The sequence below is a fragment of the Streptomyces sp. S4.7 genome, assembly GCF_010384365.1.
Lineage (GTDB): Bacteria > Actinomycetota > Actinomycetes > Streptomycetales > Streptomycetaceae > Streptomyces.
The window spans coordinates 2849611-2866251 of record NZ_CP048397.1; the positions used below are offsets into that span (position 1 = coordinate 2849611).

Sequence of the window (16641 nt, forward strand, 5' to 3'; positions counted from 1 at the left end):
GGCAGGGAAGGAGCGGGGCTGGACGCGAGGGCCCCGTGCCGCGCCAGTTACCCGGCGACATTCACCGCTTCATCAACCGCACCAGCGAACTCGGCCAGTTGAACGCTGTTCTGCCCAGCCAGGACGGCGAGGGCGGCGCACCCGTCGTCGTCTCGGTCTGCGTCGTCGCGGGCACCGCCGGTGCCGGCAAGACCTCCCTCGTACTGCACTGGGCCCACCAGGTCCGTGACCGTTTCCCCGACGGTCAGCTGTACGTCAATCTGCGCGGGTACGACCCCGCTCAGCCGCTGAGCGCCCAAGAAGCCCTCCGCGGTTTTCTCTCCGCCCTTGGCGTGCGGGCGGACTCCGTGCCCCAGGAACCCGACGCCGCCGTCGCGCTCTACCGCTCTCTCCTGGCCGACCGGACGATGCTGATCGTCCTGGACAACGCGGCCACGATCGCGCAGGTCCGCCCGCTGCTGCCCGGCGGCACCCGGTGCCTGACGCTGGTCACAAGCCGCAGCAGGCTCTCCGGACTCGCCATACGGGACGGGGCGCACAGATTGACGCTCGGCACGCTTCCCGAGCCGGAAGCCGTCGCCCTGCTGCGCGCGGTGACCGCCGGCTACCGGCCCGAGGACGACCTTCGCGAACTCGCGGAACTCGCCAAGCTGTGCGCGGCGCTGCCGCTGGCCCTGCGCATCGCCGGGGAGCGCGCCGCGAGCAACCCGCATCTGCGCCTGGCCGACCTGATCGCCGAACTGCGCGACGAATCCGCCCTCTGGGACGCGCTCAGCATCGGAGACGCCGAAGAGGCCGAGGCCGTCCGCACCGTGTTCGCCTGGTCCTACCGCGCCCTGTCCGAGCCGGGCGCGACGCTCTTCCGGCAGCTCGGCGTGCATCCAGGACCGGAGTTCGGTCTGCCCGCCGCCGCCGCGCTCGCCGCACTGCCCGCCGTACAGACCCGCCAACTGCTCGACTCCCTCGTCGGCGCCCATCTCCTGGAGCAGACGGGGCCCGACCGCTACCAGTTCCACGACCTGCTGCGCGCGTACGCTGCCGGGCTCACCCGGCACGATGAGCCCCAGGAGGAGGGACAAGCCGCTCTTCGCCGGGTGCTGAGCTGGTACCTGTGCACCGCGGAGGCGGCACGGGTCAGGCTCGCCCCCGCGGAGGAGCCCGTATCTCTCCCGGAACTGCCCGAGGGCGTCCGACCGATGGACTTCGCGAACTACGACGCGGCGATGGACTGGGCGGAGCGCGAACACACCAACCTGCTCAGGACGGTCGGAGCTGCCGTCTCCGGTGAACACGACGTGTTGGCATGGAAGTTGGCGTTTGTCTTGTGGTACGTCCAGCCGCCTTCCGCGTCCATGACCGATTGGCTTGCCGTGGGCGCCAACGGACTGGCCGCGGCTCGCCGGGTGAACGACTCCGTCGCCGAGGCGCATCTCCTCACCTGTCTGGGCATGGCACATCACCGGATCAACGCGTGGGACGAGAGCCTGGACTGCCATCAGCGGGCGCTGGCCATCCGTCGCACCCACGGCGACAGGGCCGATGAGGCGGACTCACTGAATCTGATCGGCCTCATCCATCTGCGTCGCCGTCAACTGAACGCCGCCGCCACGCACTTCGAGGAAGCGGCGACGCTCTGGCGGGCAGCGGGATCCGAGGGCTGGGCGGCCTCGGCCCTGTCGAATCTGGCGACCACGCAGTACAACGCGGGGCGCCTGGACGTGGCTTCGGTATCTGTCCAAGAGGCGTTGGCCGCCCACCGCGCACTCGGAAACGCGGGCAGCGAGGGCAACGCACTTCGCGTACTGAGCTGTTTGCAGCGCGAGCGAGGCGAGTTGGACGCGGCCCTCGGCTCGGCCGAAGAGGCCATGGACATCGCACTGGCCCTGCGCGACCAGATCTACGAGGGCTACTGGCTGCTCACGCTCGGAGATGCCCAACTGGCCCTGACCCGGCACGCGGACGCCCTCGCCTCGTACCAGCGCTCCGCCGACCTGCACCGGCGCCTCGGCAACCGCAGCCGCGAGGCGATGGCCTGGTACGGCACCGGTGAGGCGTACCAGGCACTCGGCAGACCCGAAGAGGCCACGCACTTCCACCGCCGGGCGGCTGCCGTGCACCACGATCTGGGCGACTCCTGGCACGAGGCGCTGGCCCTGGAGGCGCTGGCTTCGGCGCTGGACGACGCCGGCCCGCACAGGTCCGAGGCGCTGCGGCTGATCGCCCCGTACGACGACGACCGGGCGGTGGCCATGCGTCGGCGCCTCACTGAGCGGAGCGCGTAAGTTCCACGGCGGAAGGCCGAGCTGCCGACTTGGCGATCAGGCCGCGCACGCCTCGGTGCGCGCGTCCGCGTCGGGGGTCGTGAGCCAGACAAGGCGGGCGGACAGGTCCTCGGCACGGCCGAAGTACCGCACGATGTGTTCGGCGGCGGCGAGTTGCCAGCGCCGGTGTCCCTCGACGCCGACGACCTCGGCGGTGCCGTCCGCGTACGCGAGTCCCCACGCGACGACGACGGCGTCGGCGTCCTCCGTGCCCGGGCGGTACTCCTCAACGACCGCGAAGAGGCGGGGAGCGGTGTCACGTACGAGTTCGTACACCTCCCGCGCGAAGTCGAACGGCTCCGGGGCGGCGCTCTGCGGCGAAACGGTCGTCATGAATTTCCCCTGTCGGCGAGAGGGTGACGCCCGCCCGGCTGATGCGGTTGGGCATGGCGAGTAAGGCGCCGTGAGGCGCGGCCAGTTGAAGTGGCGTGCTTCACACCGTAGCCCAGGCGCTACTATCCATGGAGCCGAAAAGTCAGATACATCAGAACGAGTGAGGGGGAGTCATGGTCCGGAAGAGCCTCCCGTCCATGCGGCAACGGCGCCTTGGTACGGAGCTGCGCAGACTGCGCGAACAGATGGATCTGTCCGTGACAAAGGCAGCCGCGCTCCTCGGCTCGTCTCAACCACAGATCAGCAGCGTCGAAACGGGACGCTTCGCGGTGAGCGCCGATCGCGTCCGGTCCATGGCCCGTAGCTACACCTGCGCGGACGAGGCTCTGATCGATGCGCTCGCGGAGATGACCGGGGGACGGACCCGCGGTTGGTGGGACGAGTACCGCGACATGCTGCCGCCCGACACCCTCGACCTCGCGGAGCTGGAGCACCATGCCCGCGCGATGCGCACGGCATCGGTCATCCATATTCCAGGACTGCTCCAGACTCGGGCTCACGCGCATGCCGTCATCAGCGAAGGCGTCCCCGCGCTCACACCACCCGAGATCGAGCACCGCGTCTCGTACCGCATCAAGCGGCAGGTGGTGCTGTACGGCGAGAACCCGACACCGCTCACGGCGATCGTCCATGAGGCCGCCCTACGTATGGGCTTCGGCGGATCGGAGGTGGCTCGTGCGCAACTGCACAGCCTCCTCGCCATGAGCGAACGGGAACACATCACCGTCCTGGTGATCCCGTTCGGTGTCGGCGCTTTCCCCGGTTCGGGCCAGAACATCCATTACATGGCCGACACGGTCCCGGCCCTCGACACGGTCCAACTCGATTCAGAACATGGCGCCGAGTTCCTCGATACCCCACCGCAGTTGGCGAAGTACCAGACCCTCCTGGACCGTATGGAGGGTTGTAGCCTCAAGCCAGCAGCGTCTCGTGTGCTGATCCGCCGGATCGCGGAAGACATCTGACAGAAGGGTCACCCATGTCCGTCCTCAACTGGCAGAAATCCTCGTTCAGCGCCAACGCGAACAGCTGCGTCAACGTCTCCGCGTCCGACGACGGCACCGTCAAGATCCGCGAGAGCGACGACCCCGACACCATCGTCACCACCACACCCGAAAAGCTCCGCGCCTTCATACTCGGCGTCAAAGCAGGGGAGTTCGACCACTTCGCCGACGCGGACGCCGACAGCCCGGCGCGGCAGCGGCTCGGCTCGGACCGGTAGCCGCCGACTCGGTCCGTCCCGGGTCTCCGGGCAAGACTGTCTGCGCGTCGCCGTCGACCGTCATGCCAACACGGTCCGGTCGGGCGACCCGTCCGCCTGCCATGCCGCCAGAGCCTCCTCCGCCTGATCCCACGGAGGCAGCTGTCCACCCCGCTCCCCGCGTACTCCACGCGCGCTCCGTGTACTCCCCGGAGACCGTGGGGAGACTGCCCGGAGACCACCCACGGGGAGACGGACGCCAGTCCGCCGGACCGCCGCGCAACGCGGCGCGCCGGGCGGGCGGGCGGCGGTAAGTGAGGACACGCACGGTTCACCCACATCTACAACACAGTTCCACGCAAGATCGGCTACAGAGTCATGGCGTTGCCTTTACTCTCTCCAAGGTCCCCCGCGCCGTGCGGCGAGGCCGGCGGACCGCACCACCCGGCACCGACACCCCCACCCGTCCTCGGCGTGAACTGATCAAGTAGCGGAGGCCAAGTCTTGGGCGACAACGAGATGTCCGTCTTCGGCGTCTCTCCGGCCGAGGAAGAGATCTACCGGCATTTTCTCCGTAATCCCGATACATCGGCGGACGACATCCACCTGTTGGTCCATACCGAACAGGACGACGCCAGGCGCAGCCTCGACCGGCTGCGGGAGCTGGGCCTGCTCCATCCCGACAGCAGTCACGAGTGCGTCTCCCCCGCCGACCCCGGTGTGGCGCTGGCCCGGCTGACGGACGCGCGTCTCAACGCGCTCCACGAGGAGCTGCGCCGCGTGATGCAGGCGCGTGACCTCGTCGACGGGCTGCGCGCCGAACAGGGCTCGCGGCTGCCCCCGGTGCAGGGCATCGAGCAGTTGGAGGGCCTGTCGGAGATACGGAACCGGATCGACGACCTCGCGTTCTTCGCGCGTGACGAGATCCTGTCCGTGGAGCCGTACACGAAACTCTCGGCCGAGAACATCGAACGGTCCCGCCCGCTGGACCTGCGATGTCTGCGGCGCGGCGTGCGCATCCGCAATGTGGTGCTCGCCGCCGCGCTGGACGACCTGCCGACCCGCGAGTACCTGCGCGAACTGGTCAAACGCGGAGCGCAGATCCGCGTCGCGGAGAACATCACGGAACGGATCCTGGTGTACGACGGCCGCACGGCCCTGGTGCCGGTGGACCCCCAGAACACCGCACGCGGGGCGCTGCTGGCCCACAAGAGCGGACTCGTCTCCAACATCATCGCCCTGTTCGAGAAGATCTGGACGCAGGCGGACGACCTCCTGACCGTCACGAAGGAGGCGTCCGACGCGGTGGACGGGCTCAGCGAGATCGAACAGCAGGTGCTGATCTCGATGTGCACGGTGGGCAAGGACGAGGCGGGCGCCCGTGAACTGGGCATCTCGGTCCGCACCTACCGAAGACATGTGGCGGACCTCCTCCAGTCCCTGGGCGCCGCCAGCCGCGCACAGGGCGCGCTGCTGGCCCGCGAACGGGGCTGGATCTGAACGACGGCGGAATCGCCCGGAAGGCGGACGACGAGGTCCGCGACGCGATCAGCTCTGTTCCGCCCAGCCCCACAGCGCCGTGTCCGACAGGACCGCGCGGACCGCCCGGTGGATGTCGGTGTCGGTCGTCGCACCGTCCCGCGCGATCCACAGGCGGATCCGGTCCTCGGCGGCCTCCGGCACGCATCTCCAGTGGGCGGGCAGCAGGCCGAGCAGGCGGATGACCGTCGTTTCGGCGGACGGGGCGGTGCTGTCCTCGCGGACCGTCACCACCTCCACGTAGCCGGGGGTGTCCTCGACGTCCCACTGGGCCGTCATCATCACCGTGTCTCCTTGGACAGTTGCCTGACGGCCGTCGCCATGGCCGCGATACCGGCCGGCAGGGCGGTCCGCACGTCGGGGGCGAATTCGGCCGAGTGGTTGGGCGGTACCGGCCGGGCGGCGGAGTGCGCCTCGCGCCACTGCCGCGGCGATGTCGTACCGACCATCCAGTATGCCGTCCGCACACCGTCGACCGCGAAGCGCGGGAAGTCCTCGGTGGCCATGGAGCCCGGCCAGTCCAGCACCCGGTGTCTGCCGAACTCCCGCTCGTGGGCGGCGCGTACGGTCGCCGTGGCCGCCGGGTCGGGAAGCAGTGCCGGGGAGCGGGAGGCCAGCGTGATGTCGGGGTCCTCGGCGCATCCGGAGGCGGCGCACTCGGCCCGTACGATCCGTCTCGCCGCTTCCACGGCCCGCTCCAGGGCCTGGTCGGTCGCCGCGCGAACGGTGATGCTCAGCTCCGCCTCGTCGGGGACGACGTTGCCCCGGCTGCCCGCGCGCAGGGAGCCGACGGTCAGGACGACCTGGTCGGAGGGCGCCGTCTCGCGGGAGACGACCGTCTGCAGGCGCATGACGGTCGCGGCGGCCGTCACGACGGGGTCCACGGTGAGCTGCGGGGTGCCTGCGTGGCCGCCGCGGCCGTGGATGACGACGTCCAGCGCGGCGCTCGCCGCCATCATCGGGCCCCGGCCGTGCGCGAGGGTCCCGGCGGGCAGGGGCGCGGTGTGCTGGGCGAGGACGGTGTCGGGGATGCCGAACCGCTCGTAGAGACCGTCCGCGAGCATCGCGTCCGCACCCTCCAGGGTCTCCTCGGCGGGCTGGCCGACGACGAAAAGGGTCCCGTTCCAGGTGTCCGTCTCCGCCGCGAGCAGGGCGAACGCGCCCGCGGCGGACGCCAGATGGAGGTCGTGGCCGCAGGCGTGCATGGTGCCGGGCACGGTGCTCGCGTACGCCAGGCCGGTGCGTTCCGCGATCGGCAGGGCGTCCAGTTCGGCGCGGATCAGGAGGGTCGGTCCCGGTCCGTTGCGCAGGGCACCGACGACGCCGTGGCCCCCGATGCCGCGGGTGACGGTGGCGCCGTCGCCCTCCAGTTGGGCGGCGAAGCGTGCGGCGGTCCTGGTCTCGGCGCCGGACAGCTCCGGGTGGGCGTGCAGTTCGAGATAGAGCCCGAGGGCGGCCCGCAGGGTCTCGCGCGGCACGGCGGCGGGGCCGACGGACGCGGAATCCGGTTCCGGTGCGGGCGTGGATGCTCGGAGTGTGTCCCCGTTCGGCGCGTCGGTCATGCGCCGCTCACCTCCTTGCTTGGATCTGCTTGAGCATTACTTGAGGTTCGAGCGTGCGTCAGAGCACGCGCACCCGCGTTGCGTTCCGCTGACACCAGGTGTCAGCGATGTGACAGCGAAAGCCGGGCCCAACTGACAGCGCCCACCGGTGGAATGGGGCCATCGCAAGGGAGCTGCACCGGACAGGCCGGTGGAGCCCCGGTGACCGAAGGAGACCCTCATGGCCCCGAAGACCGTTCTCGCCACCCTCGCCGACGAGATCCTGGAGCTCGAGTCGGAGACCTTCGAGATCTCGGACTACTCGGACGCGTCCGAGGTCGTCCTCGCCGGTTCCACGTCGTGCTCCTCGACGTCCACCTGCTCCAGCACCACCAGCACCACCTCCTGCTCCGCCTGATCCGGCTTCGCAGTCAGGGTCTGTTCGGATCCCGCCGGCCCCTTTCCCCGTGGGTACACCCACCGGGCGAGGGGCCGGCTGCCGTCGTGCCGGGGGCCCGGCGGCCCGTAACGCCCCGGGAGGACCCGGGGAGTTGCGGGAGGGGTGCTACGGGAACGGATGCGGAACCGCCTTGATGTCCGACTCCGGCAGGTCGTCCGTACGCCGTCCGGCCACCCGCAGCGCCGTCCGCAGTCTCGGCATCAGCAGGGCGCGCTGCCGCGTCCACCCGAAGTCCAGCGGCAGCAGACCGGGCACGAGTGTGCTGACCGTGTGCAGCCCCATCCGCCGCTGCTCCGGCGTCGTCTGGTCCACGGCGATCACGTCGTACCCCGCGCCCGCCAACTGATCGCGCAGCAGCCGCAGATCGTCCAGCAGATCGCCGGTGCGCGGCCGGACCGGGGCCCAGTCGGCGTACGTCTCACCGAGCGTGCGCACGGCGGTCGGCTCCAGGTACTCACGCGCGTGCCGCGCCATCTCCGGCAGGCCGTAGAGCTGCGCGTGGTCCTTGAGATGCAGCACCTTGCGGAAGTCGCCCGCCATGTCGCGCAGCTCGCCCTCGCGTTCGGCGACCTGGTAGGGCAGGTGCGGTATGTAGGTGAGGACTTCGGACAGCGCGGCGTCGACCGTGCCCTCCGGGTCGAAGCCGGCGGCGGCGCTGAAGGACAGGGTGCCGAGCCCGCCGTCGCGCCGCACGGCGAGGGCCGTGACCACGGGCACGGCGAGATCCATCCGGGTGTCGAAGGCGTGCACGTCGTACCCGTGCAGCGCGGCCCGGTCCAGCATCGTGCGGATCGTGCCGCTGCCGCACGAGCCGAGGTCGATCTCGGTGAGCCTGGCGCGGCCGTACCAGGCGAGCAGGAACGCGTCGCGTTCGATCAGCTCCAGCAGGCCGAAGAGGATCGCCTCCTCCAGACTCCCGCCGGTGGCGCAGCCGTTGGAGCACTCGAAGACGAAGTTGTCGGCCTCGACGCCCGCGCTGTAGTGCGCCAGACGCGCGGGGACGAGGATCGGGCGTTCGTCGCGCAGTGAGTGGCCCCACACCCAGGGGATCGGCCGGTCCGGGTCGAACGGGCTGACCAGGTGGTCCTTCTCGTACGTGGCGTCCGAGTAGAAGCCGCGGTCCGCCGGGTCGAGCGCGTCGGCCGCGAGGTTGTTGTACGAGTCGACGACCGGGCTCGTGCCGCGGCGGCGGTGGGTGCCCGCGTACCGCTCAAGCCCTTCCAGGAAGGCCAGGGTCCGGCTGGTGGAGTAGCTGTTGGCCTGGCCGCTCCAGGTGACGTCGTTGAGACCGGCGTAGCCCCGTACGAAATTGGTGCCCGCGACGGGGGCGGTCGTGGTGGACGTCGGGTTGATCCAGGTGTCCGAACCGAGCGCGCCGCAGACGGGGTTGGCGAGCGCGGCGGTCGGCAGCGGGTACGAGCCGAGCGGGTGCAGCCGGTAGCCGTCCGGGTCCGGCTTGGGCTTGGCCGTCAGCCGCATGCGGGCGGACTCGGCGGTGTCCGGGCGCTCGGGGACGCAGGAGGGGCAGATCGGTTCGGGCAGCAGCGGGAACGTCGCCAGGGCGAGCGTGCCGAGGTCGATCCGGGTGACCTGCGGCAGCTCCCGGTCGGGGGCGCCGGTGGCGGGCGGGGTGAACTCCCCCGTGCGGACGGCGAGATACGCCGCCCAGACCGCGTCCACGGTGTAGTCGGTGAGCAGCGGCCAGTCGGCGCAGCCGCGCGGTTCGTGGCCCAGTTCCAGCGCCTCGCGCTCGGAGCGGCTGCGCAGCCGCTGCCAGCGGATGGCGAGGCACTGGCCGCAGGCGGTGCCCGCCTCGGTGCCCCACGGCCCGACGAGGACGGCGCGCGCGGTGAGCTGGACATTGGCCCGGGGGCGTACGGCGGCGTACGGGTCGGGGAGCCCGAAGCCGAGGACGTCGGCGGCGCCGAGCGGCACCACGAGCGGTGCGGGCAGAGCTCCTTCGGCGGACGCGGTGGACGCGGCGGCCTCGAACCGTACGTCCAGGGCGTGTTGGAGGTGAGCGCGGCCGCGCTCCAGAGGGCTGCCGTCGGCGGGGGCCACAGCCGCCCCCGCCTCCTCCCCCGCGGCTGTTCCCGTGGCCGTCCCCGTCGTCATGACTGGTCGCTCCAGCGGAAGGTCTTGAGCGCGATCGCGCCGAAGACGACGGCGAAGGCCGTGATGCCGCCGCAGGCCACCAGGATGTCGCCGCCGCCCCCGTCACCGGTGATGGCGGCGGAGATGCCGTCGTTGAAGTAGCGCAGCGGCAGGACCAGCGACAGGTCTCGCATCCACCCGGGCATCGCGTCGAGCGGGAAGAAGGACCCGGAGAGGAACGCCATCGGCACCATCAGGCAGTTGGCGACGGCGGCGACCGCCTCGGGTGTCCTCGCGAACGAGCCGACGATCACGCCGACCGCGAGGAACGCGGTGATGCCGAGGAACAGCACCGGCAGCGCCAGCGGCCAGCTGCCCGCCGGTTCGAGACCGAAGAACGGCAGCATCGCGACGAGCACGAACATCGCGGCCTGCACGGTGCCGATGGCGAGCGCCAGCACGTAGCGCGAGCCGAGGATCGTCGGCAGCGGGGTCGGCGTCATCCGGATCAGCCGCAGGAGGTCGTCGCGGCGCCACTGCATGATGACGAACCCGACGCCGAAGACGGCGGCGTTGGCGACACCCCACGACAGCACACCGGGGGCGATGTAGTTGATGTAGGGGCGCCCGCTCTCCTCGACCGTCATGCCGTGGAAGATCAGGCCGAAGACGATCAGGAAGAGGAGGGGGAAGGCGAAGGTGAAGAAGAGGGTGGTCTTGTCGCGCGTGTACGCCTTGTAACCGGCCTTGCTCAGCGCGGAGTAGGCGCTCATGGCGCGTGGGCGCGCCGTGGTCGTGGTCGTACCGGGACCGGGCGGGTTGCCGGTGGCGCTCGTGGTGCTCATCGTGTCGGTGCTCCGTCTCTCAGTGCGGGCGTCGGGGTCCGGGGCGTCGGGGCGGGTCGTGTTCCGGAAGAGGCGCCGTCCGCCCGGAGGGTGGGGTTCACGGCGTCTGGTGCGTGCGATCGCGAGGCGGAGGATCGCCCTCGTACCGGGCGTACTCGGGCGACTCCGACAACGCGGTGAGCGCGCGTGCCAGGCGTCGTGAGCCGGACGGGACCTTCACAACACGCCCTGGGCCTGCGGGCTGCCGGTCAGTTCGAGGTACACGTCCTCCAGGCTGGCGGTGCGTGTCTGTACGCCGTGCAGTCCGGCGAGCGCGTCGACCGCCGACAGCACCGGACCCGAGTCCTCGGTCTCCAGCACGATCGAGTCGCCGTCCTCGGTGGCCCGCAGCACACCGGGGATGGCCCGCGCGTCGGTGAGTGAGAGCCGGTCGGCGGGGACCACCAGCCGGGTGAGCGAGCTGCTGGCGGCGACCAGCTTGCCCGGGGTGTCCAGCGCGACGATCCTGCCGTCGACGACGATCGCGACGCGGTCGCAGAGCGCCTCGGCCTCGTCCAGGTGGTGGGTGGTGTAGACGATGGTCCGCCCGGCGCCCTTGAGCGCGCGCAGCACCTGCCACAGCGCGCGGCGGGCCTGCGGGTCGAGCGCGGCCGTCGGCTCGTCGAGGAAGATCAGCTCGGGGTCGTGGACGAGCGCGGACGCGATGGCCAGCCGCTGGCGCTGGCCGCCGGAGAGGTCGTCGACGCGGACGTCGCCCTGTTCGGCGAGGCCGACGGCGGCGAGTCCGCGCGTCGCGGCCTCCCGGTCGGCCCGGTAGAGCGCGGCGACCGTCTCCAGGTGCTCGCGCGCCGTGAGTCGTACGAAGAAGGCGGACGCCTGCGTCTGCACGCCGAGCCGGGGCAGCAGTTCGGGGTCGCGCGGCCAGGGGTGCCGGCCGAGGACGGTGACCGAGCCCGAGTCGGGTCGGCGCAGGCCCTCCATGATCTCGACGAGGGTCGTCTTGCCGGCCCCGTTGGGGCCGAGCAGCCCGAAGAACTCACCGCGCGGGACGGTCAGCGAGATGCCGTCGACGGCCCGCTTCTCCCCGTACCGCTTGTGGATCGTGTCGAGGACGACGGCGGGTCCTTCGGTGGAGTCGCCGGCGGAGCCGTCGGCGGGGGTGGGGGTCATGCGGGTCTCCTTGCGGGCGGGACGGGTGTGACGGGTGCGGATGCGGGCTCAGTCGGCGACGAGATGGACGACCAGCGCGACGACGGCCGCCACGATGCCGGCGAGGGCGAGCAGCGAGCCCGCCGTGTAGCCGAGGTAGGCGGTACGGGCCCGGCGCGGGTACGCCTTCGCCGCCGGATCGCGCCGCACGGCCAGCCGTACGTACTCCCGGCTGGACGCGGCCAGAGCGGTCGCGCCGCACAGTTGCGCGGCGATCTTGTACCCGTCGAGCGGCGGGAACGGTACGAGCATGGCCAGCGCCTGCACACTGCCGAGGAGCAGCAGCCCGGCCAGCGCCTCGCCGGTGGCGTCGTCCACCGGCACGAAGAGCCAGACCGCGCAGAACGGCAGCAGCACGGCGAGATTCATCACCGCGCCCGCGACGGCGGTCGCGATCCGGTGCCAACGCGTTCGCAGATACAGGTAGTTGTCGACCGTGCAGTACATGATCACGACGGGCAGGCGCCAGCGCAGTCCGATCTCGGCGACCTGCCCGCCGTAGCGTCTCGCCACCACCCCGTGGGCCAGCTCGTGCAGCGCGGTGCTGAACCAGAGCAGCGCGGCGACGCCGGCGAGCAGGACCGGGTTGGTGAAGAGAGCCGACGCGCCGTCGACGAGTTCGCCGAGCCGCGCGACCGCGACCACTTCCATGGCGGTGATCAGCAGGAGCAGCGGGACCATGAAGGGCGTGGCGAGCAGGAAGCCGACGGCGCGGTGGAGCCGGTCGGCCGTCGCGTCGGCGTCGGCGACCAGCGGGAGCGTGCCACGCAGCAGGGTGCGCTTCGCCGGCTCGTCGGCGGTGGCGGCGGTCCCGGCCGTCTCGGCGGGCGGGGCCGCGGGGCCGCCCTCCAGCAGCCCCCGGACCCCCAGCATGCCCAGCAGCCGCTGCCAGTTGGCGTCGCCGAGGCGCTTGCCGTACTCCGCCGCGTACTCCGCGCCCAGCTCCTCCAGACCGCGCGTACCGTCCATGCGCGCCATCAGGAAGTGTTCCTTGACCCCGACCTCGTACGACTTGCCGCTCCGCGGGTTCTTGACGAGGTGCACGCTCCTGGCGCCGAGCAGGAACTCGTCGCTGACCAGCACGTCGGGACGCAGAGCCGGACGGTACCGGTCGGTCGGGACACGGTCCGCGGGAGCGGTCATGGCGCGGCCACCGCCTCCGCCTCCGTCTCGGGCTCCGTCCCGGACCTGGCCGGTGCGACGGACTCCCGCAGCGTCCGGCCCAGTACGTGCGAGAGATACGCCTCGTCGCGGATGGTGACGTGCAGCCGGTTGTTGGTCATGTGCATGTACGGGGACAGCAGCAGCGGCAGCGCGACCGCCGGGTCCGTCACCCGCTCGTCCCGCTCCCCGTCCCAGGACCGGAACACCAGGTCGCCGTCGAGGGTCAGCTTCCGTGCGCGGCGCTCCAGTTCGGCGCAGTGCTCGGCCCAGCCCGCCAGGAAGCCGGGCAGCCGGCCGGGCTCACCGGCGCCGACGGCCGCCCTGATACGGGCGAAGTGGCTGGTGAGACCGGGGGCCATCGCCGCGTAGTTCTTGTCGTACTCGACGGTCCCGATGAAGCCCGTGCCGGGGAACGCCGTGTGCCAGAACTCGTAGTAGCTCTCCAGGTAGTCGGTCAGCTCACGGTCCTCGGGCAGGAAGGTCCCCGACATGACCATCATCAGCTGCGCGGACGTGCCGAGCAGCACGGTCCGCAGGTGGAGGTTCTTGGTGCGCAGGGCCTCGATGACCAGATCGCTGGAGTGCCTGAAGTGCCACTCGGCCAGCTCGATCCCGGCGGGGCCGCCGTACTTGCCGTACTCCGGCTCGTACGGCTCGGCGCTGCGCGAGTTGTTGGGGCGCAGATTCATCCGGCCCTTGTCGTCCATGTAGTGGCCGCGCTCGCTGCCGGGGAACTCGATCTCGAACAGCGTGTTGTAGAAGTCGTTGAGGAACCCGGAGTCCACCTCGTACAGCGCCGGGCGCTCGGCCAGGAAGGTGTCGACGGCCTGCTCGGTGCGGGCGCGTACGGCGGGGGCCGCCGCCTCGCTGACGGGCTTGAGGCGCAGCCGTACGTGCGGGCCTTCGAGCCAGTAGTTCATGAAGAAGTAGTTGTCGATCAGGCCTTCCGCCTCCAGCTCGGCGACGAGCGGACGCACGCACTGGAGCAGGAAGGGCCGCGGGTTGGCGGCGTAGAAGACGTGCGTGGCCTGCCAGGGGCCGGGGGCGGTCATGAGGCGTCCCTCCGTGCGGAGTCGGCGGACACGAGCTCCGCGGATACGAGTTCGGGAATGTCCGGGACACGCTCGGGCGCCCCGGCCAGCGTTTCGACGGCCAGTTCGGCGACATGGGCGCCGCGGTCGGAGACGGCGTGCAGCCCGTCCTCGTCCGGCAGCATCTCGCGGAACACCACGCGGGCCTCGGCCGTCCTGAGCAGCGCCTCGAACGCGGTGAGCGAGAGCGCGCTGTCGAAGTCCAGATACTGCGGCTTGGCGCCCGTCGCACCGCGCGCCCCGGTGTCCGAGACGGTCACGAAGACCCGGTCCGGCAGCCCGGTCGCGCGCCGGAAGCGGTGCCAGCCGAGGAACCACTCGTCGTCGGACGTCCCCGGCGTGTGCAGCGGGAGCTCGGCGGCGGGCGCGCTCCAGCTGCGCCTGCTCAGTACGACGCTGCCGTGCCGCACCCTCGGCCTGCGGGTGACTCCGCCCACCGGCGCGCTCTCCGGGACCCCGCCCCACACGTTGAGCGGGGCCATCGAGGTCGGCGAGAGGAGCAGCAGGGTGCGGGGCAGCTCGGGCAGGGCGAGCGGCACGAGATAGCCGAGGTAGACGGGGACGACCTCGCGGCCGAGCCGTGTCGAGCGCAGCACCAGCCGGTCGTCGGTCTCATCGTGCTCGATGTACAGGTCGTCGAGGTGGATCCGGTACTCCTGCGGCAGCGTGCCGCTCTCGCCGGGGCAGACGATCTCGTACTCGGTGAGCCGCCCGTGCAGATTGAGGTTGCTGGTGACCGTGCCACCGGTGACCTCGGCGAACACCGCGCCCGGCGGGCGCACTTGGTCCGCGGCGGCCAGCAGGGCGGTGTCGAGCCCTTCGAAGCACTGGGTGAAACGGCTGAAGGGGAAGGACAGTCCGCCGTAGGAGCGGTTGAGGACGATCAGCGGGTCGTGCGGGCGGTCGGCGAGCTGGATGTGGTGGCTCATCGGCGCGAACTTCGGTGCGGCCGGGGCGAGTTCCGCGGTGATGTCGGCGAGGAATCCGGCGTCGAGATCGATGTCGGCGTCCGATTCCTCAGCCCCGGAGGCCCAGAGCGCGCGCATCTTGTCGATGAACATCTGCCGCGCCGAGTCGATGGCCTTCAGCTGCGGCAGCCCGAGCCAGTTCACCTCGGGTACGTACCGGCCGTCCGCGTCGAAGGTCGTACGGCTCGCGGTGAACGTCATGTACTGGTCGAAGAAGTCCTCGTGGAAGTCGTGCACCAGCTTGAGGAGATCGTCGCAGCGCCCGCCCTGTCCGTACCTCGCGAGGAAGAAGCCCCTGAACGTGACGCGCTGGGGCAGTGTCAGATCGAAGGCCGGCAGTACGCCCTCCACCCGGCCGAGCGGCTCCGCCGTCAGCTCGCGCCAGGCGCCGAGGTCCATCGACGTCTCACGCCCGGCCGCCGCGTCCTCGTACAGCAGGGTCTGCGGCACCCGCGGCTTCTCGGCGCCCAGTTCCAGCTGGACGTCGCCGAGCGTGGCCCGGAGCGCGGCGAGCACCTCACGGCGCTCGGCGGGCTCCGCCCCCGCGAACCGGTCGGTCAGCGCCACGGCCTCGTCCAGCCGGTCCGCCAGTCCGGTGGCCCACGGCCGGTCCAGCTCGCGCAGCGACCGCTGGAAGGCGCGCAGCGGGTCGGTGTCGTGAACGGCCGTGCGCAGCGCGGGTACTTGGACCATGCCGAGGTCCAGCAGCGCGGCGAGGTACTGCTCGACCTCCGCCGCCCCCGCCCCGGCGTCCTCGGCGAGCCATGCCGCCAGCTCGCCGTAGCGCAGCGCCGGGTTCTCCTCGAAGAAGTCGAGCAGCCGCTCCAGGGTGCCGCTGCGGCGCAGGAAGAACAGCCGGTCCTTCACGGCGTCGAAGGTGACGGCGGTGTCGTCGTCGCCGGTGGTGATCCAGCGGCGCACGTAACGCACCCGGTCGTCGTCCCTGCCCCAGCCGGACGCGGGGGCGACGGGCAGATCGGCGCGGCGTACGGGATCGGCGATGACGCACTCGGCGAGGCGGCCCAGCGCGACGACGTTGAGCCGCGCGTGCCCGGTCCACTTCTCGGCGAACCGCACCTCGAAGCCGTCCCCGCCGGCCGAGCCGTCCCGGGACTCGTCGAACTCACCGAGCGCGACCCCGGTGAACGTGGAGAACGGGCTGGTCTTGCAGACGGTGCGGTAGAGGTACGACAGCAGCGACCGCTCGATCTTCCTGCGGCGCTTGTCGGGCTTGCCCTCCCCCTTCACGAACGCGTCGATCTGCGCGTCGAGCGTCGGCGAGGCCAGCAGCAGCCCCTTGCGCAGCCGCTCCTCCCCCGCGACGGCGCGCAGCGCGGCGCGCGCATCGGCGCTCTCGCCCGCGAACAGCTCCGCGCCGGTGGCCCGCAGCGCGGCCAGGTCCCGGCGGTCGAGCAGCCACCGCGACAGGGCCTCGCCCGCCGCCGCGTCGCGCCCCGCGACCAGCGCGAGGGCCTCGCCGGGCCGCTGCGGCAGCCGGTTGTTGAACACCTCGCGGCGCAGCTTCAGCAGCGCGCGCCGGTCGGCGGCCTCGTCGGGCCCGGCGTCCGCGCCGTCACCGGTGCGGCCGACCAGATCGTGCAGCAGATCGCCGACGCGCTCCCCCGCCGCCCGCAGCCGCTCGTCCTCGGCGAGCACGGAGTCCGCCCAGCGGCGGCTCGCCGGGCAGCGCAGGGCGCGCACGGTCTCGATCGGCAGCCCGGCGACGCGCAGCATGAACGCGCGTCTCGGGTCCTGGTCCCGCGAATCGTAAACCTGGTCAGACATCATGCTTCCCCATCCGGTTGGTCATCGGCT

Annotated in this window: 14 protein-coding genes; 5 read left to right on the top strand and 9 right to left on the bottom strand. The window is 71.4% G+C overall.

The annotated features are described in order from the left end of the window. Nucleotides 1–35 precede the first annotated feature (35 nt). A complete protein-coding gene (locus tag SSPS47_RS12440) occupies nucleotides 36–2282 on the top strand; it encodes a tetratricopeptide repeat protein (RefSeq protein WP_239064867.1) in 2247 nt (748 codons plus the stop codon). A 36-nt stretch (nucleotides 2283–2318) separates the two neighbouring features. Here the strand turns inward: SSPS47_RS12440 and SSPS47_RS12445 are convergent, their stop codons facing one another. Further along, nucleotides 2319–2654 carry a hypothetical protein gene (locus SSPS47_RS12445; RefSeq protein WP_164251002.1) on the bottom strand — a complete coding sequence of 112 codons (336 nt, stop codon included), beginning with the start codon at nucleotides 2652–2654 and terminating at the stop codon, nucleotides 2319–2321. Between the two features lie 173 nt (nucleotides 2655–2827). Between SSPS47_RS12445 and SSPS47_RS12450 the strand changes: the two genes are divergently transcribed. The 3 genes from SSPS47_RS12450 to SSPS47_RS12460 all read left to right on the top strand — a co-directional run bounded on the left by SSPS47_RS12450 (nucleotide 2828) and on the right by SSPS47_RS12460 (nucleotide 5415). Beyond that, nucleotides 2828–3679, top strand: coding sequence for a helix-turn-helix transcriptional regulator (locus SSPS47_RS12450; protein ID WP_164251004.1), 852 nt, complete (start codon nucleotides 2828–2830; stop codon nucleotides 3677–3679). A 14-nt stretch (nucleotides 3680–3693) separates the two neighbouring features. Beyond that, nucleotides 3694–3936 (top strand): DUF397 domain-containing protein, encoded by a 243-nt coding sequence (locus tag SSPS47_RS12455; RefSeq protein ID WP_164251006.1) that lies wholly within the window; start codon nucleotides 3694–3696, stop codon nucleotides 3934–3936. Nucleotides 3937–4419: 483 nt separating this feature from the next. Beyond that, on the top strand, nucleotides 4420–5415 hold the full coding sequence (locus SSPS47_RS12460; protein WP_237285711.1) for a helix-turn-helix transcriptional regulator: 996 nt from the start codon (nucleotides 4420–4422) through the stop codon (nucleotides 5413–5415). Nucleotides 5416–5463: 48 nt separating this feature from the next. Here the strand turns inward: SSPS47_RS12460 and SSPS47_RS12465 are convergent, their stop codons facing one another. Together SSPS47_RS12465 and SSPS47_RS12470 are read right to left on the bottom strand one after the other, a co-directional pair. Beyond that, nucleotides 5464–5736 carry a hypothetical protein gene (locus tag SSPS47_RS12465; protein WP_239064868.1) on the bottom strand — a complete coding sequence of 91 codons (273 nt, stop codon included), beginning with the start codon at nucleotides 5734–5736 and terminating at the stop codon, nucleotides 5464–5466. Next, the gene (locus tag SSPS47_RS12470) at nucleotides 5736–7016 is read right to left on the bottom strand and encodes an amidohydrolase (protein ID WP_164251008.1); all 1281 of its coding nucleotides are present in this window, start codon (nucleotides 7014–7016) and stop codon (nucleotides 5736–5738) included. The genes SSPS47_RS12465 and SSPS47_RS12470 overlap by 1 nt, the downstream gene beginning before the upstream one ends. Before the next feature lie 220 nt (nucleotides 7017–7236). On the opposite strand from SSPS47_RS12470, the gene SSPS47_RS12475 reads away from it, so the two are divergent. After that, entirely contained in the window at nucleotides 7237–7413 is a 177-nt protein-coding gene (locus SSPS47_RS12475) for a thiazolylpeptide-type bacteriocin (protein WP_078076938.1), read from the top strand. Between the two features lie 147 nt (nucleotides 7414–7560). Here SSPS47_RS12475 and SSPS47_RS12480 read toward each other — a convergent pair whose 3' ends face one another. The 6 genes from SSPS47_RS12480 to SSPS47_RS12505 all read right to left on the bottom strand — a co-directional run bounded on the left by SSPS47_RS12480 (nucleotide 7561) and on the right by SSPS47_RS12505 (nucleotide 16611). Continuing rightward, entirely contained in the window at nucleotides 7561–9570 is a 2010-nt protein-coding gene (locus tag SSPS47_RS12480; protein WP_164251017.1) for a TOMM precursor leader peptide-binding protein, read from the bottom strand. Further along, a complete protein-coding gene (locus SSPS47_RS12485) occupies nucleotides 9567–10322 on the bottom strand; it encodes an ABC transporter permease (RefSeq protein WP_164254538.1) in 756 nt (251 codons plus the stop codon). Before SSPS47_RS12485 ends, SSPS47_RS12480 begins: the two co-directional genes overlap by 4 nt. A 288-nt stretch (nucleotides 10323–10610) precedes the next feature. Continuing rightward, on the bottom strand, nucleotides 10611–11564 hold the full coding sequence (locus SSPS47_RS12490) for an ABC transporter ATP-binding protein (RefSeq protein ID WP_164251019.1): 954 nt from the start codon (nucleotides 11562–11564) through the stop codon (nucleotides 10611–10613). A gap of 48 nt (nucleotides 11565–11612) precedes the next feature. Beyond that, nucleotides 11613–12746, bottom strand: a complete 1134-nt coding sequence (locus SSPS47_RS12495) for a M50 family metallopeptidase (protein ID WP_164251021.1) — start codon at nucleotides 12744–12746, stop codon at nucleotides 11613–11615. After that, nucleotides 12743–13819, bottom strand: coding sequence for a lantibiotic dehydratase C-terminal domain-containing protein (locus SSPS47_RS12500; protein WP_164251023.1), 1077 nt, complete (start codon nucleotides 13817–13819; stop codon nucleotides 12743–12745). The genes SSPS47_RS12495 and SSPS47_RS12500 overlap by 4 nt, the downstream gene beginning before the upstream one ends. Further along, nucleotides 13816–16611: a lantibiotic dehydratase gene (locus tag SSPS47_RS12505; RefSeq protein WP_239064869.1), complete on the bottom strand. Its 2796-nt coding sequence runs from the start codon at nucleotides 16609–16611 to the stop codon at nucleotides 13816–13818. Before SSPS47_RS12505 ends, SSPS47_RS12500 begins: the two co-directional genes overlap by 4 nt. Nucleotides 16612–16641 lie beyond the last annotated feature (30 nt).